The sequence below is a fragment of the Ottowia sp. genome, from assembly GCF_035325765.1.
Lineage (GTDB): Bacteria > Pseudomonadota > Gammaproteobacteria > Burkholderiales > Burkholderiaceae_C > Ottowia.
On sequence record NZ_DAOKZG010000004.1, the window covers coordinates 128,103 to 149,719 of the forward strand.

A 21,617-nucleotide genomic window follows, 5' to 3' on the forward strand; every position below is an offset into this window, starting at 1 on the left:
GTAGGCTGCCGTTTTTCACAGCTTTTCGCCTTCAGTGCGCCAGCGCGCGCGGGACTCGCATGGCCTCCGCCCTCACCGACAGACTCTCCGGCCTGGTCAAGAAGATCAGCGGCCAGGCCCGCATCACCGAATCGAACGTGCAGGACATGCTGCGCGAGGTGCGCATGGCCCTGCTCGAAGCCGACGTCGCGCTGCCGGTGGTGCGCGACTTCATCGCCCGCGTCAAGGACAAGGCGCTGGGCCAGGAGGTGCTGGGCAGCCTCAAGCCCGGCCAGGCGCTGGTCGGCATCGTCAACCGCGAACTCGCCGCCACCATGGGCGAGGGCGTGGCAGACATCAACCTGGCGGCCCAGCCGCCGGCCGTGATCCTGATGGCCGGCCTGCAGGGCGCGGGCAAGACCACCACCACGGCCAAGCTGGCACGCCACCTGATCCAGAAGCGCAAGAAGAAGGTGCTGACGGTCTCGGGCGACGTGTACCGCCCGGCCGCCATCGAGCAGCTCAAGACCGTGACGGCCCAGGCCGGCGCCGACTGGTTTCCCTCGACGCCGGACCAGAAACCCGAGGAGATCGCGCGCGCCGCGCTGGACCATGCGAAGAAGCACTTCTACGACGTGCTGCTGGTCGACACCGCGGGGCGCCTGGCGATCGACGAGGCGCTGATGCGGGAGATCCAGGCCCTGCACGCGGCGCTGAACCCGGTCGAGACCCTGTTCGTGGTCGACGCCATGCAGGGCCAGGACGCGGCCAACACCGCCAGGGCGTTCAAGGAAGCGCTGCCGCTCACGGGCATCGTGCTGACCAAGATGGACGGCGATTCGCGTGGCGGCGCCGCGCTGTCGGTGCGCCAGATCACCGGCGCGCCGATCAAGTTCGCCGGTGTGTCCGAGAAGATCGACGGCCTGGAGGTATTCGACGCCGAGCGCCACGCCGGCCGCATCCTGGGCATGGGCGACGTCGTGGCCCTGGTCGAGCAGGTCACGGCCCATGTGGACATCGAAGCGGCCAAGAAGCTGGCCGACAAGGTCAAGAAGGGCGCCGGCTTCGACCTCGAGGATTTCCTCGGCCAGCTCCAGCAGATGAAGCAGATGGGTGGCCTGGCCAGCCTGATGGACAAGCTGCCCACTCAGATGGCGGCCAAGGCGAGCGAAGCCGACCTCACGCGCGCCGAGAAGGACGTGCGCCGCAAGGAAGGCATCATCAACAGCATGACGCCCGAGGAGCGGCGCAAGCCCGAACTGCTCAAGGCCAGCCGCAAGCGCCGCATCGCCCAGGGCGCCGGCGTGCAGGTGCAGGAGGTGAACCGCCTGCTCAAGGAATTCGAGCAGATGCAGGGCATGATGAAACAGATGAAGGGCGGTGCGCTGATGAAGATGATGCGCCGCATGGGTGGCGGCAAGGGCGGCCTGCCCGGCATGCTGGGCGGCGGCATGCCGCCACTGCCGCCCGGCCTGGGCGGGCCCGGTGGCGGCAAGCGACCGCTGCGCTGAAAGGCAAGGGTGACGGGTTGTCGGATGCGAAGGAAGGCAGGGATTCTTTCTTGCGGACCCCAGGCCCGTGCGTTCCCTCGAATGCAGCGACCGGATGCCGGCTTCGCACGAGACCCCGGACACGCACGCCGTGAACCGATGAAGCCGATGCACGCCGCGACCCGGACGAATCTGGATTTTTCGCGCCCTTCCCGCAGGCTTCGCGCCCTCCGCCGCCTCGCATGACCCCTCCAGACCCGCCGACCGCCAGCCCCCACGCCCTGGTCGAGGTGCGCCTGCTGATGGTCTGCCTGGGCAACATCTGCCGCAGCCCGACGGCGCAGGGCGTGCTGGAGAAGATGGCGCGCGACGCCGGCCTGGCCCAGCGCATCGAGGTGGACTCGGCCGGCATCGGCGACTGGCACGCGGGAGCGCCCCCCGACCCGCGCGCGCTCGAGCACGCTGCCCGGCGCGGCTACGACCTGAGCCGACAGCGCGCGCGCCAGATCACGCGGCGTGATTTCGAGCACTTCGACTGGGTGCTGGTGATGGACGCGGCCAACGAGCGCGCGATCCGCGCCCTCTGCCCATGGCCCGAACGCTACAAGCTGCATCGCCTGGCCGCGTTCTGCACGCAGCACCGCGCGCGCGAGATCCCTGACCCCTACACTGGAGGCGCGGCCGCCTTCGAACGCGTGCTCGATCTGGTCGAGGACGCCTGCGCCGGCCTGCTCAGGGTGTTGACGACGCGTTGACACCTGCCGCGCCGGGCGCCTGCAGGCAGCGTCCTTCGGCGATCAACGCGGCAAAGCCCGCGGCCAGGGCGTCCAGCAGGCGGCGCAGCGCCGGCCGCTGGCCCTGGCGGCTGGCGCAGGCGGCCTGGATCAGTCCTGGCGGCGGCGCCCAGTCCGGCAGCAGTTGCTGCAAGCGGTCCTGCTGCAGCGCATCGTGCACCAGCAGGCGCGGCAGCACGGCACAACCCACGCCCGCCAGCGCCGCATCGCACAGGGTCGCGGCGTCATCCACCACCAGGCGCGGCACGTGGCGGTGCTCCGCCTGCGCGCCGCCGGGGCCCAGCAGGCGCCAGCGCTGTTCTTCCGGCGAATTGCCCAGGCCCAGCGTCGGCAGCCGCGCCAGGTCGGCCGGCGTGGCCAGAGGTGGCTCGGTCGCGAGCAGCCGCGGCGCCGCCACCAGCAGGTGCGGACTCGACGCCAGCACGCGCACCACCTCGTCCTGCGGGAGTTCGGCATCGGGCGCGCGCACGCGCAGCGCCAGGTCGACGCCGTCCTGCCAGACGTCGATGTTGCGGTTGCTCGCCTGCACCTGCAGCTGCACCGCAGGCCAGGCGTTCAGGAAGCGTGCCAGCATCGGTCCGACCGCCACCTGCAGCAGCGCCGGCGGGCAGGCCAGCCGCACCACGCCGCGCGGCGCGCTGGCCTGTTCGTCGACCAGTGCCTGCGCCGCCGCGGCTTCGGCCAGCATGGCGCGCGCGTGTTGCAGCACCTGCGCGCCAATGGGCGTGACGGCAAAGCGGCGCGTGCTGCGTTGCACCAGCCGCGTGCCCAGGCGCGCCTCGAGCTCCGCGAGGCGCCGGCTCAGCCGGGACTTGGGGACGTCGCTGGCGCGCTCGGCGGCGGCAAAGCCGCCATGCTCGGCAACCAGGGCGAAGTAGGCCAGGTCGTCCAGGCCCTGCAAGGCGGCTTGTTGCTCCAATGTCGACATGATTGTCCTGTTCTCGGGATGATGAACACTTGAATTGGCTGTTTTTCTTGGATTGAAGATTCATTATGATGCAATCATCGCGCGAGCAGATCGGCCAGCGCACCCGGCGGCGCAGCCTCGTTCGAGGCGCCGCCCACCCTGGAGTCCCACCATGAACGACACCCCGTCCACCCTCACCCGCAAGCGCGTGCGGTCCACCCGCACCGCACCGGGTCGCCACTGGGTCGGCGACGGCTTTCCAGTGCACGGCCTGTTCGGCTACAGCGGCGAGGGCGTGGCCGAGCGCAGCCCGTTCCTGCTGCTCGACTATGCCGCGCCGACCACGTTCGAGCCGACCACGCGCCGGCGCGGCGTCGGCAGCCACCCCCACCGCGGCTTCGAGACCGTCACCATCGTCTTCGATGGCGAGGTCGAGCACCGCGACTCCAGCGGCGGCGGCGGTGTCATCCGCGCCGGCGACGTACAGTGGATGACCGCCGGCGGCGGCATCATCCACGACGAGTTCCACTCCAGCGACTACGCCGCGCGCGGCGGGCCGTTCGAGATGGTGCAGCTCTGGGTCAACCTGCCCGCCCGGGACAAGATGACGCCGGCGCACTACCAGGCCATCACCGACTCACAGATCCCCGCCGTGGCGCTGCCCGGCGGCGGTCGGGTGCGCGTCATCGCGGGCGAGCACGCCGGCACACGGGGACCGGCGCGCACCTTCACGCCGATGAACGTGCTCGACGTGCGGCTGGTCACCGGCGAGGTGCTCGATCTGGCCCAGCCCGAGGGCTGGAACACCCTGGTGGTGGTGCGCCGCGGCACCGTGCTGGTGAATGACGACACCATCCTGCGCGCCACCGAGATGGCCACCCTGGCCGGCACCGGCACGGGGGTGACGCTGGAGGCCAACAACGATGCCGAGCTGCTGGTACTGGCGGGCGAACCGATCGACGAACCGGTGGTCGGCTACGGGCCGTTCGTGATGAACAGCCAGCAGCAGATCGTCGAGGCCATCGAGGACTTCAATCGCGGGCGCTTCGGCCGCCTGGGGGCCGGCGCGAGCTGAAGCCGGCTGCTGAACACCGGACATCCTTACGCGGAGGACGCAAAGGATGCGCAGAGGATGCAGAAAGAAACCCGAATTCTCTCTGGCGTCCTCTGCGCATGGGTGTTCCAGGATTCCCACAGACGCCGACGACACCCTGCGATCCCCACCTCAACCGAACACAAGCCATGACCACCGCTCCACCCCCCATCACCCTGAACGAATCCACGCATCGGTTCGAGCAAGTGGTGGACGGCCTCACGGCCTACGTCGAGTTCCAGCGCCTGCCCGGCGCCATCGCCTGCACGCACACCATCGTGCCCGAGGCGCTGGGCGGCCGCGGCATCGGCACGGGGCTGGCGCGCCACGTGCTGGACCACGCGGCGCGGCGCGGCTTGAAGGTGCGGCCGGACTGTTCGTTCATCCACGCCTACATCGACCGCCATCCCGGCTACCAGTCGATCTCGCTGGCGCACGGCGCCACCCTGGAGACCCCATGACCCCCATCGCCCCGCCCCAGCGCTTCGCCACGCGCCGCGCCATCGTCGGCGAGGACACGCCGATCGCGCGCGCCCTGCCGCAACGCGCGCGGCGCAGCGTCGGCGCGCACCCGCACATCGGCCTGCAGACCTTCACCGAGTGTGGCGCGCCGCAGCGATTGGCACTTTCAGAGCCACCAGAAAGCGTCAAGGCAAGGCGCGGTCCGCAGCCAATGGCCGGGCCCCCCTTGACAAGGACTGCGACGCAGCATTGGCGCTTCCTGGTGGCTCCCTGCGGGCGAGCCGCTGGTCGGCCCGCTGCGGCGTTGCACTCGCTCGCAAGGCCGCCAGCCTTCCTGCGCGAGCGCGCCTTGCATCGAGCCGGCCAGCGACTCGCTGAGAGTGCCAATCGCTGCGGCGCGCCACACTGACGATCGAGGGCGAGATCGTGCACCGCGACTCGCTCGGCAACGAGCAGGTGATCCGCCCCGGCCAGGTCAACCTGATGACCGCCGGCCGCGGCATCGCCCACACCGAGGACTCGCTGCGCGACGGCGCGCGCCTGCACGCCGCGCAACTGTGGATCGCCCTGCCCGAGGCCGAGTGCCGGCGCGCACCCGCGTTCCAGAACCACCCCGAGTTGCCGACCGTCGAAACCGGGGGTTTCCGCGCCACCGTGCTGGCCGGCAGCGCGTTCGGCCTCGCCTCGCCCGCCACGGTCTACACCCCGCTGGTCGGCCTCGACCTGGCCGCCGCAGGCGCCGCCGACACGACGCTGCCGCTGCGCGCCGACTTCGAATACGCGGTCATGCCCTTGCGCGGCGCGGCCACCGTCGCGGGCGAGGCGCTGACGCCCGGCGCATGGCTCTACTTCGCGCCGGGCCGCACCGAAATGGCGCTGCGCTGCGCTGGCGAGGCGCAACTGCTGCTGCTGGGCGGCGTGCCGTTCGACGAGGACCTCATCATCTGGTGGAACCTGGTGGCGCGCACGCAGGCCGAGATCGAGGCCGCGCTGGCCGACTGGAACGCCGGCCGCTTCGCCCCGGTGCGCGCGGGCAGCCCGGCCGCCGCGCTGCCCGCGCCAAGCCTGGAGGGCGCGCGGCTACAGCCCCGCTGAACCTGGCTCCGGCGGCAGGCGTCGCGGCGTGGGCCATCGGCGCGCACGATGTGGCAGTTCGCGCAACGGTCGGCTGGACAGAACCGGATTGCTATTCATAAAATAGCTCGCGAGCCTTTCTGGATGACCTCGGGAGCCGAACAATGCCGATACTGGAGCCCACCGGGCCAGGCCGTCGCACCGCCCTCGCACTGCTGGCCGCCGGCCTGCTGGCCGGCTGCGCGAGCCGCCCGCCGCAACGCAGCGCGGGCGTCGGCGCCTGGCGCGGTCGCGGCGGCACGCCCGTCGCGCCCACCCTGCCGCCGCTGGACCTCGATCCGCTCGAACGCGAAGGGGCCGTGGCCCAGGCCATGCTGCTGGTCAACACGCCCTACACCTACGGCGGCAACACGCCACGCGGCGGCTTCGACTGCAGCGGCCTGATCCAGTATGTGTTCCGCCAGGTGAGTGGCAACGGCACGCGCCTGCCGCGCACCACCGCCCAGTGGGCCGCGGCCGCCGTGCCGGTGGACGACACGCAGATGCAGCGCGGCGACCTCGTCTTCTTCAACACCACCGGCGCCCCCTACTCGCACATGGGACTCTATGTCGGTGGCGAGCTGTTCGTCCACGCGCCGTCCTCGGGTGGAACGGTGCGTCGCGCCAGTCTCGGCAACCGCTACTTCGCCAGCCGCTACCAGGGGGCGCGCCGGGTCTTTGCCGCCTAGGACGGCGGCGAACCAGTCCCGCGCACGCCGCGCATCACATTATTTTGCAGGCGCAAGATCGCGCACCGACAGCCCCGCGGCGTCGCGCAGCTCGGCCGCCTTGTCGGTGCGCTCCCAGGTGAATTCCGGCTCGTCGCGGCCGAAGTGGCCGTACACGGCGGTCTTCTGGTAGATTGGCCGCAGCAGGTCGAGCATCTCGATGATGCCCTTGGGCCGCAGGTCGAAGTGCGCGCGCACCAGCTCGGCGATGCGCGCGTCGGGGATGACGCCCGTGCCTTCCGTATAGATGGTGATGTTCATCGGGTTGGCCACGCCGATCGCATAGGCCACCTGGATCTGGCACTGGCGCGCCAGGCCGGCGGCCACGATGTTCTTGGCCACGTAGCGCAGCGCGTAGGCGGCGCTGCGGTCGACCTTGGTCGGGTCCTTGCCGCTGAACGCACCGCCGCCGTGCGGGCAGGCGCCGCCATAGGTATCGACGATGATCTTGCGACCCGTCAGGCCGCAGTCGCCCTGCGGGCCGCCGATGACGAAGCGGCCGGTCGGATTGACCAGGTAGCGCGTGTCCCGCAGCCACTCGCCGGGCAGCACCGGCTTGATGATTTCCTCGATCACGGCCTCGATGAAGCTCGGCTTCATCTTCTTGGCGGTCTCGCTCTGGTCCGGGCTGTGCTGGGTCGACAGCACCACGGTCTCGATGGAGTGCGGCTTGCCGTCAACATAGCGCATCGTCACCTGGCTCTTGGCGTCCGGGCGCAGGAAGGGCAGCTTGCCGCTCTTGCGCAGTTGCGCCTGGCGCTCGACCAGGCGGTGTGCGTAGTAGAGCGGTGCCGGCATCAGGGTGTCGGTCTCGTCGCAGGCGTAGCCGAACATCAGGCCCTGGTCACCCGCGCCCGTGTTGAGCTCGTCGTCGCTCGCCTGGTCGACGCCCTGGGCGATGTCACGGCTCTGCCGGTCGTAGGCGACCAGCACCGAGCAACCCTTGTAGTCGATGCCGTACTCGGTGTTGTCGTAGCCGATGCGCTTGATGGTGTCGCGCGCGACCTGGATGTAGTCGATCTGCGCGTTGGTGGTGATCTCGCCGGCCAGCAGCACGAGGCCGGTGTTGGTCAGGGTCTCGGCGGCCACGCGCGAGCGCGGATCCTGCGCCAGCGCGGCGTCCAGGATGGCGTCGGAAATCTGGTCGGCAACCTTGTCGGGGTGGCCTTCGGAGACCGATTCGGAGGTGAAGAGAAAGCTGTTCGCCAGTTCCATTGAATAAACTCCTCGGGATTCAAGCTTTGCGTTGCCAAACCGTCGGGAGCCCTGGCGAACGCTTTAGCAGACTTGTTTAACGTCGCCCTGCAAGTAGTCCGATAACTCGGCGACCGCGCAATTTTAATCCTTTCACCATGCTCGCCCTGTATCGCCTCGTGTCCGGCTGGCCGCTCGGGCTGCTGCATGCCGTCGGCGCCGCCCTGGGCTGGCTCGCCTGGCTCGCATCGCCCACCTATCGGCGCCGCTTTGCGGAAAACTCAAGTCGCGCAGGGTACCCCTTTGCCCAGGTGCGCGCGGCGATTGCCCACGCCGGCCGCATGGCCACTGAAACGCCGCGCCTGTGGTTCGGCCCGCCGGTGCCGGTGCGGTGGGAGGGCACCGAGCTGGTGGACGCGGCCTATGCCGCCCGGCGCGGCGTGGTATTCCTGACCCCCCACCTGGGCTGCTTCGAGATCACGGCCCAGGCAGTTGCCGCGCGCTACCACGCCGAGCACGGTCCGATCACCGTGCTCTACCGGCCGGCGCGCCAGCCGCGGCTTGCCGCCGTGGTCGAATCCGCGCGCCAGCGCGAGGGCCTGCAGACCGCACCGACGACGCTGGCCGGGGTGCGCCAGATGATCAAGGCGTTGCGCGCCGGCCAGGCCGTGGGCCTGCTGCCCGACCAGGTGCCGCCCGAGGGCATGGGCCTGTGGACCCCCTTCTTCGGCCAGGACGCCTACACCATGACCCTGGCGGCGCGCCTGCTGCTGCAGACCGGCGCCTCGCCGCTGCTGATCTGGGGCGAACGCCTGGCGCGTGGGCACGGCTTCTGCGTCCATGTGCGCGCCCTGGCCGAGCCGCTGGCCGGGGAACTGGAGCCCGCCGTGGCCCAGATCAACCGTGAAATGGAGCGGCTGATCCGCGAATGCCCCCAGCAATACCTGTGGGGCTATGGGCGCTACAAGACACCCCGGAGCGGCGCATGACGCGCAGCGCCGTCTGGCTCATGCGCGCGCTGGCGCCGCTGCCGCTCCCGCTGGTGCGCGCGCTTGGCTGGGCGCTCGGACGCCTGCTGTTCGTGCTGGCCGGTTCGCGCCGGCGCATCGCGCTGACCAACCTGCGCCTGTGCTTTCCGCACTGGAGCGAGGCCGAGCGCGTCGCGCTGGCACGGCGCAACTTCGTGTACTTTGCCCAGGCCTTCCTCGATCGCGCCTGGCTCTGGCACGGCAAGCCGGACCGGGTGCGCCGGCGCCTGCGCCTGACCGGCGCCGTGGAGGAACTGCGCCGACCCGGCGGCGTCGTCATCTTCGCCCCCCATTTCTATGGCATGGACGCCGGCGGCAGCGCCATCATGCAGCAGGTCGAGCGCAAGGCCTGCACCCTGTACGCCGAGCAGCCCGGTGCCCTGGACGAGTGGATGCGCGCCGGGCGCCAGCGCTTTGGCGACGTCACGCCGATCGCGCGCACCGCCGGCCTCAAGCCCATCGTGCGCGCGTTGCGCGAGGGCCAGCTGCTCTACCTGCTGCCCGACATGGACCTGGGGTCGCAGGAGTCCGTCTTCGTGCCCTTCTTCGGCGTGCCGACGGCCACCGTGCCCTCGGTGCCGCGCCTGGCCCGGCTCGGGCAGGCGCGCGTCGTGCCCGTGGTCACGCGCATGACGCGCTCGGGATACGAAACCGAGGTGCATCCGGCCTGGGCCGATTACCCGAGCGACGACCCGGTGGCCGACACGGCCCTCATGAACCGACACCTGGAGCGCTACATCGAGGCCATGCCGGACCAGTACTACTGGGTGCACAAGCGCTTCAAGACGCGGCCGCCCGGCGAGCAGACACTGTATTGACGATCCCGCCGGCGCCGGGGCCGCGGCGCGGCGATCAGGACCCGGCCGGGCCGCCCGCGCCGCCGTGCGCGACCGGCGTCCGCTCCTGCACCAGGCGTCGCAGCCACAGCGCCACGGCGTCCACGCCCTGGCGCTTGAGCGCCGAAAACAGCATGGCTTCGCCGCCACCCGCCTGCAGGCGCGCAATCGACAGCGCGCGCGCCTGCCCGGCGCGCGTCAGCTTGTCGGCCTTGGTCAGCAGCAACAGGAAGCGCAGGCCCTGCTCGACGCGTGGCCGGATCACCTCCAGCAGGGCCTCGTCCAGCTCGGTCAGGCCGTGGCGCGGATCACACAGCAGCACCACGCCGGCCAGGTTCTCGCGCGCCACCAGGTAGCTGGCCATGACGCGCTGCCAGCGCTGCTTGTCGGCCAGCGGCACGGCCGCGTAGCCATAGCCCGGCAGATCGGCCAGCACGGCGTCGGTCTGTCCCTGCCGACCCAGCGCAAACAGGTTGATGTGCTGGGTGCGCCCCGGCTTGCGCGAGGCAAAGGCAAGCTGGGTCTGCTGCGTCAGGGTATTGATGGCGGTCGACTTGCCGGCGTTGGAGCGGCCCACGAAGGCGATCTCCGGCACGTCCAGCCGGGGCAGTTGATCGAGTTGCGCAGCGGTGGTGAGAAAACGCGCGGTGTGCAGCCAGCCCAGCGCGGCACGCGCAGCCACGGGATCGATCGCGGGGCTGCCCTGGGGGCGGAGGTGGACGGACATTGATTCGGGTCAGCAACAAACGCCTGCCGGGCCAAGGGCATTGCGGCCGGTCATTGTAGAATCACCCAGCTTCGCGCCTCCCGAACCCCACTCCTCAAAGAAGACGATCGCCCATGAAGTCGTTCGCTGCCATCCTGATGACCGCCCTGCTGGCTGCTTCGGCTTCGGCCGCCGACGCTCCTGCCACCCCGAAGCCCGACCTGGCCAAGGGCAGCGCCAGCTATGGCACCGTCTGCGTGGCCTGCCATGGCGCCGACGGCAACTCGACGGTTCCGCTGCAGCCGACCCTGGCCCAGCAGCATCCGGAATACCTGATGAAGCAGCTGCTGGAATTCAAGAGCGGCAAGCGCATCGACGCCGTGATGCAGGGCTTTGCCGCCATGCTGACCGAGGACGACGCGCGCAACATCTCCTGGTGGCTGGCCTCGCAGAAGGCCGCGCCCGGCTTTGCCACGGACAAGGACCTGGTGCTGGCGGGCGAGCGCATCTACCGTGGCGGCATCATGGACCGGCAGATTCCGGCCTGCGCCGGCTGCCACAGCCCGAACGGGGCCGGCATCCCCTCGCAATATCCGCGCCTGTCGGGCCAGTTCGCCGAATACACGGTGAAGCAGCTCGAAGCCTTCCGCGACGGCAGCCGCGCCAACAACCAGGTCATGATCGACGTCGCCGCCAAGATGAACGACCGCGAGATCAAGGCCGTGGCCGACTACATCGCCGGGCTGCGCTGAGAACGTACGCACGCCCTGAACTGCCCATGCTCCGCCAGCAACCGCGCCCGGCGCCGCCTGGCGCGGTTCTGCTTGGCGCCAGGACAGGCGCGCGTGCCGCATGTGGAACCTCGTGCCGCCGCCGGGCTCCAATTTGCTTGTGCCGGCGCGTGAAGGTCGCCGGACGGCAACCCACACGATGACCTCCACCGATACCCGCGGCTACGTTCCCCGCCACGGCTCGCTCGCCTGGCGCGCGGCGGTGGAATTGCTGTCGTCGATGCGCTTTGCCATCGCCCTGCTCACGGTCATCTGCATCGCTTCGGTGATCGGCACGGTGCTGACCCAGCACGAGCCGGTCAACAATTACGTCAACCAGTTCGGGCCGTTCTGGTCGCAGCTGTTCCTGGCCCTGAGCCTGAACGCCGTCTACAGCGCCTGGTGGTTCCTGCTGATCCTGGCCTTCCTGGTGATCAGCACCTCGCTGTGCATCGCGCGCAACACGCCCAAGTACCTGGCGGACATGCGCAACTACAAGGAGAGCATCCGCGAGCAGAGCCTGCGCGCATTCCACCACAAGGCCGAGGCGCGGCTGCCGGGCGAGACGCCGCAGATGGGCGCCGAGCGCATTGGCCGCCTGCTCGCCGCCGCCGGCTGGCGGGTGCGCGTGCAGCCGCGCGAAGCCGGCTGCATGGTGGCGGCCAAGAAGGGCGCGGCCAACAAGATCGGCTACATCGCCGCGCACAGCGCCATCGTGCTGATCTGCCTGGGGGGGCTGATGGATGGCGACCTGTTCGTGCGGGCCCTGAGCTGGGTGGGCGGCAAGACGGTCTATTCGGGCGGCGGCCTGGTCTCCGAGGTCAAGCCCGAGCATCGCCTGCCCGCCACCAACCCGACGTTCCGCGGCAACCTGGTGGTGTCCGAGGGCACGCAGTCCAGCACCGCCATCCTCAGCCAGTCGGACGGCATCCTGCTGCAGGACCTGCCGTTTGCGGTCGAACTCAAGAAATTCACGGTCGAGTACTACCCCACCGGCATGCCCAGGCTGTTCGCCAGTGACATCGTGATCCACGACAAGGCGACCGGCGAGACCGAGGCGGCCCGCGTCGAGGTCAACCATCCGGTGAGCTACAGGGGCGTGCAGATCTACCAGAGCAGCTTCGACGATGGCGGCTCGCACGTCAGGCTGCGCGCCCTGCCCCTGAACGGCAGCACGCACGCCTTTACCGTCGAGGGCAACATCGGCGGCTCCGCGCAGATCACCAACGGCAGCGAGCAGGCGACGCTCGAATTCACCGCGCTGCGCGTGATCAACGTCGAGAACCTGGCGGGACCCGAGTCGGGTGGCGTCGACGTGCGCCGCGTCGACCTGGGCGAGGCCCTGTCCAGGCGCCTGGGCGCGGCCGACAAGACCGCCGGTTCGCGCAACCTGCGCAACGTCGGCCCGAGCATCAGCTACAAGCTGCGCGATGCCGCCGGCCAGGCGCGCGAATACAACAACTACATGCTGCCGATCGACATGGGCAACGGCGTGCCGGTGTTCCTGCTCGGCGTGCGCGAAGACCCGAGCGAACCGTTCCGCTACCTGCGCGTGCCGGCCGACGACAACGGCTCGATCGACGGTTTCATGCACCTGCTGGCGGCGCTGCATGACCCGGCGCAACGCCAGCAGGCGGTGCAGCGCTATGTCGCCAAGGCGGTCGATCCGAGCCGCCCGGAACTGGGCCAGCAACTGGTGTTCTCCGCCACGCGCGCGCTCGACCTGTTTGCCGGGGCCGAACGGGTGGGCGAGAACGATATCGGCGGCCTGCAGTCGATCTCCGACTTCATCCAGAGCGCCGTGCCCGAGGGCGAGCGCGAGCGCGCCGCCGAGGTGCTGCTGCGCATCCTCAACGGCAGCCTGTTCGAACTCAACACGCTGGTGCGCGAAGCGGCCGGCGAGAAGCCGCTGGTCGAGTCGGACGACACCACGCGCCAGTACATGACCCAGGCTGTGCTGGCGCTGTCCGATGCGCCGCACTACCCGGCACCCGTGGCGTTCCAGCTCGACGACTTCCAGCAGGTGCAGGCCAGCGTGTTCCAGGTGGCGCGCGCCCCCGGAAAAAATGTGGTTTATCTGGGCTGCCTGTTGCTGATCCTGGGCATCTTTGCCATGCTCTACGTGCGCGACCGCCGGTTGTGGGTCTGGCTGGGCGCTGACGGCGCCGACGCCAGCAAGGCCCTGATGGCGCTATCGGCCAACCGCAAGACCCTGGATACCGATCGCGAATTCGAACAGTTGCGCAGCCGGCTGCTCACGCCGGCGCCGCAGGAAGGGGATGTGAAGCCATGAATACCACCACCACGCTGGCGCCCGCGGGCGCGCTGACCCTGAACCAGGGCTACTTCGCGCGCCGCGGCTGGGGCGACTGGCTGTTCGCGCTGCTGGTGATCGGCGGCGCCATCTATGCCTTCCAGCGCTACCACGGCGCCATGGACGTCTACGAAAAGGGCATCCTCGCCGGCACCGTGCCGGTGATGATCTGGCTTGGCTGGGCCTGGCGCCCGCTGCGCACCCTGATGCTGGTCGTGGCCGCCTGCTCGCTGCTGGCCATCGTCTCCTACGACGGCGACCTGCGCCGCGGCGACAGCGTGTTCTGGCTCAAGTACTTCCTGTCCAGCCAGTCCGCCATCCTGTGGATGAGCATGCTGTTCTTCATCAGCACGGCGTTCTACTGGGCCGGCATGTTCGTGCGCGGCGCGGGCGACACGCTGGAAGGCCTGGGCAGCAAGATGGCCTGGGTGGCGGTGGCGCTGGCGCTGATCGGCACCATGGTGCGCTGGTACGAGGGCCACCAGATGGGCCCCGGCATCGGCCACATCCCGGTGAGCAACCTCTACGAGGTGTTCGTGCTGTTCGCCTGGATCACGGCCCTGTTCTACCTCTACTACGAGGAGCAGTACGCCACGCGCGCCATGGGCGCCTTCGTGATGCTGGTGGTGAGCGCCTCGGTCGGCTTCCTGCTGTGGTACACGCTGGTGCGCGAGGCGCACGAGATCCAGCCCCTGATCCCGGCGCTGCAGAGCTGGTGGATGAAGCTGCACGTGCCGGCCAACTTCATCGGCTACGGCACCTTCGCGCTGGCCGCCATGCTGGGCTTTGCCTACCTGATGAAGCAGCAGGCCGAGGAGACGCGCTGGTACAAGCTGGCGCCGATCTGGCTGCTCGGCGTGGCGCTGTGCTTCGTGCCGATCGCCTTCCGCCAGCGCGGCGTGGGCGAAGCCGGCGGCAGCTACTGGGTCGGCTACGCCATCATCGCCGCGCTCATCGTCGGCGGCATCCTGCTGGGCCGCCGGCGCATCGTCGAGCGCCTGCCCAGCCTGCAGGTGCTGGACGACGTGATGTACAAGTCGATCGCCGTCGGCTTCGCCTTCTTCACCATCGCCACCGTGCTTGGCGCGCTGTGGGCGGCCGAGGCCTGGGGCGGCTACTGGAGCTGGGACCCCAAGGAGACCTGGGCCCTGATCGTGTGGCTGAACTATGCCGCCTGGCTGCACATGCGCCTGATGAAGGGGCTGCGCGGCAGCGTCGCGGCCTGGTGGGCGGTGGCCGGCCTGGCCGTCACCACCTTCGCCTTCATCGGCGTCAACATGTTCCTGTCCGGCCTGCACAGCTACGGCTCGCTGTGAGCGCGGGCTGCAGCATGCAGCGGAGGCACCCGCCATGCTGATCCGCGTCCCGGACCGGGCAGCGCAGCCGCTGGCGAGCGAGATCACGCCCGCGCCGGTGTACCGCAATCGTCGCCTGCTGCTGCAGGCCCTGGCAGCCAGCGCGGCCGTCGGCACCGGCCTGGCGGCGCATGGCTCGGACGGCGCGGCGGCACTGAAGGCCACGCCATCCACCGTGCCGGGCGCGCTGACGATGGAAAAGCCCACGGCGCGCGAAGACGCGACGCACTACAACAATTTCTACGAGTTCGGCACCGACAAGAGCGATCCGGCGCGCTACGCCGGCAAGCTGCGCACCGACCCCTGGTCGGTCGAGATCGACGGCCTGGTGCACAAGCCGGGCCGCTTCGCGCTCGAGGACCTGCTGCGCCTCGCGCCGATGGAGGAGCGCATCTACCGCCTGCGCTGCGTCGAGGGCTGGTCCATGGTGATCCCCTGGATCGGCTACTCGCTGGCGCAGCTGCTGGAGCGCGTCCAGCCCATGGGCAGCGCCCGGTTCGTCGAGTTCACCACCCTGGCCGACGCCGACACCATGCCGGGCGTGCGCGGCCGCGTGCTCGACTGGCCCTACACCGAGGGCCTGCGCCTGGACGAGGCGCTGCATCCACTGGCCCTGCTGGCCTTCGGCATGTACGGCGAGGTGCTGCCCCGGCAGAACGGCGCCCCGCTGCGCGTCGTCGTGCCCTGGAAGTACGGCTTCAAGTCGGCCAAGTCGCTCGTGCGCATCCGCCTGCTCGAGCAGCGCCCGGCCACGGCCTGGAACAAGGCCGTGCCGCGCGAATACGGCTTCTATTCGAACGTCAACCCGGCCGTCGACCACCCGCGCTGGAGCCAGGCCACCGAGCGGCGCATCGGCGAGGACGGCCTGCTCGCCAAACGCCGGCCGACGCTGCCGTTCAACGGCTACGAGGCCCAGGTCGGCCCGCTCTACGCCGGCATGGACCTGCGGCGCGATTACTAGCCCGTTCGTGCGCGCCCTGCTGCTGCACCCGGCGGCCAAGCCGGTGGTCTTCCTGCTCTGCCTGCTGCCGCTCGCCAGCCTGGTCCACGGCGCCCTCACCGACGGCCTGGGCCCGAACCCGGCCGAGGCCCTGATCCGCTCGCTCGGCGACTGGACGCTGCGCCTGCTGTGCCTGACACTGGCCGTGACGCCGCTGCGCGTGCGCACGCGCACGCCGCAGCTGGCGCGCTTTCGCCGCATGCTGGGCCTGTTCGTGTTCTGCTACGCCTGCCTGCACCTGCTGGCCTACGCCTGGCTGGACATGGGGCTGGACGCGGCGGACATCGGTCGCGACATCCTCAAGCGCCCCTTCATCCTGGTCGGCTTCACGACCTGGCTGCTGCTGCTGCCGCTGGCGCTGACTTCCTCCAACCGCGCCGTGCGCTGGCTCGGCGGCCGCCAGTGGCGCAGCCTGCACCGCCTGGTCTACGCGGTCGCCGGCCTGGCGCTGCTGCACTTCGCCTGGATGCGCGGCGGCAAGAACGACTTTGCCGAGGTCTGGCTCTACGCCGCCATCGTCGCCGCCCTGCTGCTGGAGCGGCTGCTGCGCTACTTCACGCCTCGCGCACAAACTTAGGAGCGTGGGCTGCAGCCGGCGCACCTTCTGCAGCCCACGCTCCTAGAATCCACCCCCATGCACATCCACATCCTGGGCATCTGCGGCACCTTCATGGGCGGCCTGGCGGCGCTGGCGCGCGAGGCCGGCCACACCGTCACCGGCTGCGACGCCGGCGTCTACCCGCCCATGAGCGAGCAGCTGCGCGCGCTCGGCATCGAGCTGATCGAGGGCTACGGCAGCGAGCAGCTGGGCCTCGCGCCCGACCTGTTCGTGGTCGGCAACGTGGTCAGCCGCGCGCGCCTGGCCGACGGCACGCCGAAATACCCCCTGATGGAGGCGATCCTGGACGCCGGCCGCCCCTACACCAGCGGCCCGCAGTGGCTGTCCGAGCACGTGCTGCAGGGCCGCCACGTGCTGGCCGTGGCCGGCACGCACGGCAAGACCACCACCGCCTCGATGCTGGCCTGGGTGCTGGAGCAGGCCGGGCTGGCGCCCGGCTTCCTGATCGGCGGCGTGCCGCTGGACTTCGGCGTTTCGGCGCGCCTGGGCGGCCCGGCCACCGGCCGCGAGCGCCCGCTGTTCGTGGTCGAGGCGGACGAGTACGACACCGCCTTCTTCGACAAGCGCAGCAAGTTCGTGCACTACCGGCCGCGCACCGCCGTGCTGAACAACCTGGAGTTCGACCACGCCGACATCTTCGACGACCTGGGCCAGATCGAGCGCCAGTTCCACCACCTGCTGCGCACCGTGCCACGCAGCGGCCGCGTCGTCGTCAACGACCTGGAGGAGAGCCTGGCGCGCGTGCTGGCGCAGGGCCTGTGGAGCGAGCGGCGCGGCTTCGGCAGCACGGTGAGCGATTTCACGGCCCAGGGCGATGCCTCGGACTTCCAGGTGCTGCTGCGGGGCCAGCCGGCCGGCCGCGTGCAGTGGGGCCTGTCGGGCACGCACAACCAGCTCAACGCGCTGGCGGCCATCGCTGCGGCCGAACACGTGGGCGTGACGCCATCCACGGCCTGCGCCGCGCTCAGCACCTTCCGCAACGTGCGCCGGCGCATGGAAGTGCGCGGCCAGGCGATGCGCGCCGACGGCGCGGCGATCACGGTCTACGACGATTTCGCCCACCATCCGACGGCGATCCGCACCACGGTCGACGGCCTGCGCCGCCAGCTCGACGCCGCCGGTCGCCTGGGCGAGCGCATCCTCGCGGTGTTCGAGCCGCGCAGCAACACCATGAAGCTCGGCACCATGAAAAGCCAGCTGCCCTGGGCGCTGGAGCACGCCGACCTCGCCTTCTGCCACAGCGGCGGCCTCGACTGGGACGCCGGCGCGGCGCTGGCGCCCATGGGCAGCCGGGCCCAGGTCGCCGCCAGCATCGACGCGCTGGTGCAGCAGGTCTGCCAGGCCGCCCGCCCCGGCGATCACGTGCTGTGCATGAGCAATGGCGGCTTCGGCGGCGTGCACGCGCGCCTGCTCCAGGCGCTCGGCACGCGCTGAGGCGGGGCGCGCGCCCCCCGGCCCGCGAGCGGGTCACCGAAGCACGGCGAGGTCATCCGTCGCCCAGGAAACCGCGGTCGGATGCGCCTGCAGCGGCACTGACGAGCGCATCCAACTGCCGTTTTTGGGTTCATTTGTCATTCCGGCGCAGCGCGCGACGCGCCCGCACGGCATCGGCCAGCGTGCGCAGGATCAGCTGCGAACCCTCCCAGCCGATGCAGGCGTCGGTGATGCTCTTGCCATACTCCAGCTTGCTGACGTCGTCCTTGCCCGGCGTGAACGACTGGGCGCCATCGTGGATGTGGCTTTCCACCATCACGCCGAAGATGCTGCGTGAGCCAGCACTCACTTGCGCGCCGATGTCCCGCACCACGTCGAGCTGGCGCTCGTGCTTCTTGCTGCTGTTGGCGTGGCTGGCGTCGATCATCAGCACCGGCGGCAACTGTGCCGTGATGAGCTGCTCGCAGGCGGCCTTGACGCTCGCGGCATCGTAGTTGGGCAGCTTGCCGCCGCGCAGGATCAGGTGGCAATCCTTGTTGCCGTTGGTGTGCACGATCGCCACCTGGCCGTTCTTGTGCACCGACAGGAAGTGATGGCCGCGCGCGGCGGCCTGGATGGCATCGAGCGCGATGCGGGTGTTGCCATCCGTGCCGTTCTTGAAGCCCACGGGTGCCGACAGCCCCGACGCCAGCTCGCGATGCACCTGGCTCTCCGTCGTGCGCGCGCCGATCGCGCCCCAGCTGATCAGGTCGCCGATGTACTGCGGCGAAATCACGTCCAGGAACTCGCTGCCCGCCGGCACGCCCAGGCGGTTGATCTCGATCAGCAACTGGCGCGCGATGCGCAGGCCTTCATCGATCCGGTAGCTGCGGTCCAGGTAGGGATCGTTGATCAGCCCCTTCCAGCCCACCGTGGTGCGCGGCTTCTCGAAGTACACGCGCATCACGATCTCGAGCGCGTCGGCGTACTGGTCGCGCAGCGGCTTCAGGCGCCGGGCGTAGTCGATCGCGGCCGCCGGGTCGTGGATCGAGCACGGTCCGATCACCACCAGGAGGCGGTCGTCCTTGCCGGCGATCAGTCGACGGATCGCCTTGCGTGTATTGCCGATCAGGGTCTCCACCGGCGTGCCGCGGATCGGGAAGAAGCGGATCAGGTGCTCGGGCGGCGGCAGGGTGCTGATTTCCTTGATCCGTTCGTCGTCGGTCTGGCTGGTGCGCTGGGGCGGCATGACCGTGGGATCGATCGCTTGGACGACTTTGGCATTCATGGGAGGTCTCTTCAAGGGGTGTAAAAGTCTGTGGAGGCACAAAAAAACCGCCGGGCGGATCGCTTCGGCGGTTCTTTCGGGAGGTCGTGCGCTGGGCGTCTACGTCCTGGCCTCTCGTCCGCCGGGGACCGAGAACCAAAAGAAGAAGTAAAACGCAACGACGGGAGACATCGCGAGCTACTGTACCACAGCCTCGGCCCGTCGTGCCACAGGAACTGCAGCAGCAGGTTTCAGGCCGTGCCGCCCACGGTCAGGCCTTCCAGGCGCAGGGTCGGCTGCCCCACGCCCACGGGAACGCTCTGGCCTTCCTTGCCGCACACGCCCACGCCAGAATCCAGCTCCAGGTCGTTGCCGATCAGCGTCACCTTCTTCAGCGCTTCGGGTCCGCTGCCGATCAGGGTGGCGCCCTTGACCGGATACTGGATGCGACCGTTTTCCACCCAGAACGCCTGGCTCGCCGAGAAAACGAACTTGCCGCTGGTGATGTCGACCTGGCCGCCGCCGAAGTTGGTCGCGTACAGGCCGCGCCGCATGCTGGCCACGATCTCCCGCGGATCGACCTCTCCGGCCAGCATGTAGGTGTTGGTCATGCGGGGCATCGGCACGTGGGCGTAGCTTTCGCGTCGGCCGTTTCCGGTGGGGCGCGTCTTCATCAGGCGCGCGTTCATCGTGTCCTGCATGTACGCTCGCAGGATGCCATCCTCGATCAGCACGTTGCGCTGCGTCGGGTGGCCCTCGTCGTCCACGTTCAGGCTGCCGCGGCGATCGGCGAGGGTGCCGTCGTCCAGCACCGTCACCCCCTTGGCCGCCACGCGCTGGCCCAGTCGTCCGCTGAACGCGCTCGAGCCCTTGCGGTTGAAATCGCCCTCCAGGCCGTGCCCCACCGCCTCGTGCAGCAGCACGCCGGGCCAGCCCGGTCCCAGCACCACGGTCATCTCGCCGGCTGGCGCCGGTCGCGATTCGAGGTTCGTGAGTGCCGCCGTCACGGCCTGTTCGACGTAGTGCTGCAGCACCGCTTCGTCGAAGTACGCCAGGCCGAAGCGCCCGCCGCCGCCAAACGATCCCACCTCGCGCCGTCCGCCCTGCTCGGCAATCACCGTCACCGACAGGCGCACCAGGGGTCGCACGTCGGCCGCGCGCGTGCCGTCCAGCCGCGCGATCAGCACCACGTCGTACTCGCTCGCCAGTCCCGCCATCACCTGCACCACGCGTGGGTCGCGCGCCCGCGCCATGCGCTCCACCGTCTCCAGCAGGCGCACCTTGGCCGCACTGTCGAGCGAACCGATGGGATCGCCCGGCGCATACAGGCGATGACTGCCCGCCAGCTTGCGCCGCACCGGGCCGACCCGCCGGCTCTGCCCGGCACGCCCGATGCTGCGCACCGTGCGTGCGGCATCGGCCAGGGACTCCCAGGAAATGGCGTCCGAATAGGCAAAGGCCGTGCGTTCGCCATCCACCGCGCGCACTCCCACCCCCTGGTCGATGCCGAAGCTCCCGGTCTTGACGATGCCTTCCTCCAGGCTCCAGCTCTCCGCGCGCGTGTATTGGAAATACAGATCCGCGTCATCCACCTGCTTCGTTGCCACCAGGGCCAGTGCCCGTCCCAGGTGCGCTTCGTCCAGGCCAAACGGCGTCAGCAACAGTTCGCCCGCGGTCTGCAGGCGTTCGAGAGTCGGTTCGCGCGAAATCATGGATGCATTGTAGAGCGGTGGCTCCTGCCTCGCGAAGATGCAAAAAAAAACGCCCGATCATCGGATCGGGCGCTTTCGCAGATAAGCCTGACAATGTCCTACTTTCACACGGGAATCCGCACTATCATCGGCGCTAAGGCGTTTCACTGTCCTGTTCGGGATGGGAAGGAGTGGTGCCACCTCGCTATGGTCATCAGGCATAACTTGTTGCCATCCAGCTAGGGGCTGGACAGCCAATTCACAGAGTCCATCAGCAGATCTTGAATGCGCCACTCGGCACAACACCTTGATCCGAGCGATCAAAGTTATAGGGTCAAGCCGCACGAGCAATTAGTACTGGTTAGCTGAGACGCTTGCACGCCTTGCACACCCAGCCTATCAACGTCCTGGTCTTGAACGACTCTTCAGGGGGCTCAAGGCCCCGGCAGATCTCATCTTGAAACGAGTTTCCCGCTTAGATGCTTTCAGCGGTTATCTCTTCCGCACTTAGCTACCCTGCGATGCCACTGGCGTGACAACAGGTACACCAGAGGTGCGTCCACTCCGGTCCTCTCGTACTAGGAGCAGGCTTTCTCAAATCTGCAGCGCCCACGGAAGATAGGGACCAAACTGTCTCACGACGTTTTGAACCCAGCTCACGTACCTCTTTAAATGGCGAACAGCCATACCCTTGGGACCGGCTACAGCCCCAGGATGAGATGAGCCGACATCGAGGTGCCAAACACCGCCGTCGATATGAACTCTTGGGCGGTATCAGCCTGTTATCCCCAGAGTACCTTTTGTCCGTTGAGCGATGGCCCTTCCATACAGAACCACCGGATCACTATGTCCTGCTTT

19 protein-coding genes and 2 rRNA genes are annotated in these 21,617 nt (G+C 69.2%); 14 read left to right on the plus strand and 7 right to left on the minus strand.

From position 1 onward, the window contains the following. The first annotated feature begins 59 nt into the window (after positions 1-59). A complete protein-coding gene (ffh, locus tag PKA16_RS03090; RefSeq protein WP_324400285.1) occupies positions 60-1,490 on the plus strand; it encodes a signal recognition particle protein in 1,431 nt (476 codons plus the stop codon). A gap of 281 nt (positions 1,491-1,771) precedes the next feature. Then, positions 1,772-2,224: a low molecular weight protein-tyrosine-phosphatase gene (locus PKA16_RS03095; RefSeq protein WP_324400327.1), complete on the plus strand. Its 453-nt coding sequence runs from the start codon at positions 1,772-1,774 to the stop codon at positions 2,222-2,224. On the opposite strand, the gene PKA16_RS03100 is transcribed toward PKA16_RS03095, so the two are convergent. Then, positions 2,202-3,191 (minus strand): LysR substrate-binding domain-containing protein, encoded by a 990-nt coding sequence (locus PKA16_RS03100; RefSeq protein WP_324400287.1) that lies wholly within the window; start codon positions 3,189-3,191, stop codon positions 2,202-2,204. The genes PKA16_RS03095 and PKA16_RS03100 overlap by 23 nt on opposite strands. A gap of 151 nt (positions 3,192-3,342) precedes the next feature. On the opposite strand from PKA16_RS03100, the gene PKA16_RS03105 reads away from it, so the two are divergent. The 4 genes from PKA16_RS03105 to PKA16_RS03120 all read left to right on the plus strand — a co-directional run bounded on the left by PKA16_RS03105 (position 3,343) and on the right by PKA16_RS03120 (position 6,527). After that, on the plus strand, positions 3,343-4,245 hold the full coding sequence (locus PKA16_RS03105; protein WP_324400289.1) for a pirin family protein: 903 nt from the start codon (positions 3,343-3,345) through the stop codon (positions 4,243-4,245). Between the two features lie 167 nt (positions 4,246-4,412). Next, the gene (locus tag PKA16_RS03110) at positions 4,413-4,724 is read left to right on the plus strand and encodes a GNAT family N-acetyltransferase (protein WP_324400291.1); all 312 of its coding nucleotides are present in this window, start codon (positions 4,413-4,415) and stop codon (positions 4,722-4,724) included. Positions 4,725-5,136: 412 nt separating this feature from the next. Further along, complete coding sequence (locus tag PKA16_RS03115; protein ID WP_324400329.1) at positions 5,137-5,820, plus strand: pirin-like C-terminal cupin domain-containing protein; 684 nt, start codon at positions 5,137-5,139, stop codon at positions 5,818-5,820. Positions 5,821-5,963: 143 nt separating this feature from the next. Further along, positions 5,964-6,527 carry a C40 family peptidase gene (locus PKA16_RS03120; RefSeq protein WP_324400293.1) on the plus strand — a complete coding sequence of 188 codons (564 nt, stop codon included), beginning with the start codon at positions 5,964-5,966 and terminating at the stop codon, positions 6,525-6,527. Between the two features lie 39 nt (positions 6,528-6,566). Here PKA16_RS03120 and metK read toward each other — a convergent pair whose 3' ends face one another. Then, positions 6,567-7,775 carry a methionine adenosyltransferase gene (metK, locus tag PKA16_RS03125; RefSeq protein WP_324400331.1) on the minus strand — a complete coding sequence of 403 codons (1,209 nt, stop codon included), beginning with the start codon at positions 7,773-7,775 and terminating at the stop codon, positions 6,567-6,569. A gap of 107 nt (positions 7,776-7,882) precedes the next feature. Between metK and PKA16_RS03130 the strand changes: the two genes are divergently transcribed. Together PKA16_RS03130 and PKA16_RS03135 are read left to right on the plus strand one after the other, a co-directional pair. After that, a complete protein-coding gene (locus PKA16_RS03130; protein WP_324400332.1) occupies positions 7,883-8,749 on the plus strand; it encodes a lysophospholipid acyltransferase family protein in 867 nt (288 codons plus the stop codon). Next, positions 8,746-9,606, plus strand: a complete 861-nt coding sequence (locus PKA16_RS03135; RefSeq protein WP_324400295.1) for a lysophospholipid acyltransferase family protein — start codon at positions 8,746-8,748, stop codon at positions 9,604-9,606. The genes PKA16_RS03130 and PKA16_RS03135 overlap by 4 nt, the downstream gene beginning before the upstream one ends. Before the next feature lie 34 nt (positions 9,607-9,640). Here PKA16_RS03135 and yihA read toward each other — a convergent pair whose 3' ends face one another. Continuing rightward, a complete protein-coding gene (gene yihA / locus PKA16_RS03140) occupies positions 9,641-10,351 on the minus strand; it encodes a ribosome biogenesis GTP-binding protein YihA/YsxC (protein WP_324400297.1) in 711 nt (236 codons plus the stop codon). 113 nt (positions 10,352-10,464) lie between these two features. Between yihA and PKA16_RS03145 the strand changes: the two genes are divergently transcribed. The 6 genes from PKA16_RS03145 to mpl all read left to right on the plus strand — a co-directional run bounded on the left by PKA16_RS03145 (position 10,465) and on the right by mpl (position 17,822). Further along, positions 10,465-11,082, plus strand: coding sequence for a c-type cytochrome (locus PKA16_RS03145; RefSeq protein WP_324400299.1), 618 nt, complete (start codon positions 10,465-10,467; stop codon positions 11,080-11,082). Between the two features lie 178 nt (positions 11,083-11,260). Then, positions 11,261-13,393 (plus strand): cytochrome c biogenesis protein ResB, encoded by a 2,133-nt coding sequence (locus PKA16_RS03150; protein ID WP_324400301.1) that lies wholly within the window; start codon positions 11,261-11,263, stop codon positions 13,391-13,393. Continuing rightward, positions 13,390-14,730, plus strand: coding sequence for a c-type cytochrome biogenesis protein CcsB (gene ccsB / locus PKA16_RS03155; RefSeq protein ID WP_324400303.1), 1,341 nt, complete (start codon positions 13,390-13,392; stop codon positions 14,728-14,730). Before PKA16_RS03150 ends, ccsB begins: the two co-directional genes overlap by 4 nt. A 34-nt stretch (positions 14,731-14,764) precedes the next feature. Next, positions 14,765-15,730: a protein-methionine-sulfoxide reductase catalytic subunit MsrP gene (gene msrP, locus PKA16_RS03160; RefSeq protein WP_324400305.1), complete on the plus strand. Its 966-nt coding sequence runs from the start codon at positions 14,765-14,767 to the stop codon at positions 15,728-15,730. A 7-nt stretch (positions 15,731-15,737) separates the two neighbouring features. Continuing rightward, a complete protein-coding gene (locus PKA16_RS03165) occupies positions 15,738-16,346 on the plus strand; it encodes a protein-methionine-sulfoxide reductase heme-binding subunit MsrQ (RefSeq protein ID WP_324400307.1) in 609 nt (202 codons plus the stop codon). A gap of 57 nt (positions 16,347-16,403) precedes the next feature. Continuing rightward, positions 16,404-17,822, plus strand: coding sequence for a UDP-N-acetylmuramate:L-alanyl-gamma-D-glutamyl-meso-diaminopimelate ligase (gene mpl, locus PKA16_RS03170; protein WP_324400309.1), 1,419 nt, complete (start codon positions 16,404-16,406; stop codon positions 17,820-17,822). A 130-nt stretch (positions 17,823-17,952) separates the two neighbouring features. Here the strand turns inward: mpl and PKA16_RS03175 are convergent, their stop codons facing one another. The 4 genes from PKA16_RS03175 to PKA16_RS03190 all read right to left on the minus strand — a co-directional run. Continuing rightward, positions 17,953-19,089 (minus strand): 3-deoxy-7-phosphoheptulonate synthase, encoded by a 1,137-nt coding sequence (locus tag PKA16_RS03175; protein ID WP_324400311.1) that lies wholly within the window; start codon positions 19,087-19,089, stop codon positions 17,953-17,955. A gap of 230 nt (positions 19,090-19,319) precedes the next feature. Then, positions 19,320-20,780: a metalloprotease TldD gene (gene tldD, locus PKA16_RS03180; RefSeq protein ID WP_324400313.1), complete on the minus strand. Its 1,461-nt coding sequence runs from the start codon at positions 20,778-20,780 to the stop codon at positions 19,320-19,322. Between the two features lie 85 nt (positions 20,781-20,865). Then, a 5S ribosomal RNA gene (gene rrf / locus PKA16_RS03185) occupies positions 20,866-20,978 on the minus strand. Between the two features lie 111 nt (positions 20,979-21,089). Further along, positions 21,090-21,617 (minus strand): 23S ribosomal RNA (locus PKA16_RS03190); the annotation flags it as partial.

Excerpts from the sequence above, each read along its gene's own strand:
- yihA (WP_324400297.1), bottom strand. The coding sequence starts at position 10,351 with ATGTCCGTCCACCTCCGCCCCCAGGGCAGCCCCGCGATCGATCCCGTG.
- PKA16_RS03095 (WP_324400327.1), top strand. The coding sequence starts at position 1,772 with ATGGTCTGCCTGGGCAACATCTGCCGCAGCCCGACGGCGCAGGGCGTG.
- PKA16_RS03100 (WP_324400287.1), bottom strand. The coding sequence starts at position 3,191 with ATGTCGACATTGGAGCAACAAGCCGCCTTGCAGGGCCTGGACGACCTG.
- msrP (WP_324400305.1), top strand. The coding sequence starts at position 14,765 with ATGCTGATCCGCGTCCCGGACCGGGCAGCGCAGCCGCTGGCGAGCGAG.
- PKA16_RS03110 (WP_324400291.1), top strand. The coding sequence starts at position 4,413 with ATGACCACCGCTCCACCCCCCATCACCCTGAACGAATCCACGCATCGG.
- PKA16_RS03135 (WP_324400295.1), top strand. The coding sequence starts at position 8,746 with ATGACGCGCAGCGCCGTCTGGCTCATGCGCGCGCTGGCGCCGCTGCCG.
- PKA16_RS03105 (WP_324400289.1), top strand. The coding sequence starts at position 3,343 with ATGAACGACACCCCGTCCACCCTCACCCGCAAGCGCGTGCGGTCCACC.
- mpl (WP_324400309.1), top strand. The coding sequence starts at position 16,404 with ATGCACATCCACATCCTGGGCATCTGCGGCACCTTCATGGGCGGCCTG.
- PKA16_RS03175 (WP_324400311.1), bottom strand. The coding sequence starts at position 19,089 with ATGAATGCCAAAGTCGTCCAAGCGATCGATCCCACGGTCATGCCGCCC.
- PKA16_RS03120 (WP_324400293.1), top strand. The coding sequence starts at position 5,964 with ATGCCGATACTGGAGCCCACCGGGCCAGGCCGTCGCACCGCCCTCGCA.
- tldD (WP_324400313.1), bottom strand. The coding sequence starts at position 20,780 with ATGATTTCGCGCGAACCGACTCTCGAACGCCTGCAGACCGCGGGCGAA.
- PKA16_RS03150 (WP_324400301.1), top strand. The coding sequence starts at position 11,261 with ATGACCTCCACCGATACCCGCGGCTACGTTCCCCGCCACGGCTCGCTC.
- ffh (WP_324400285.1), top strand. The coding sequence starts at position 60 with ATGGCCTCCGCCCTCACCGACAGACTCTCCGGCCTGGTCAAGAAGATC.
- ccsB (WP_324400303.1), top strand. The coding sequence starts at position 13,390 with ATGAATACCACCACCACGCTGGCGCCCGCGGGCGCGCTGACCCTGAAC.
- PKA16_RS03145 (WP_324400299.1), top strand. The coding sequence starts at position 10,465 with ATGAAGTCGTTCGCTGCCATCCTGATGACCGCCCTGCTGGCTGCTTCG.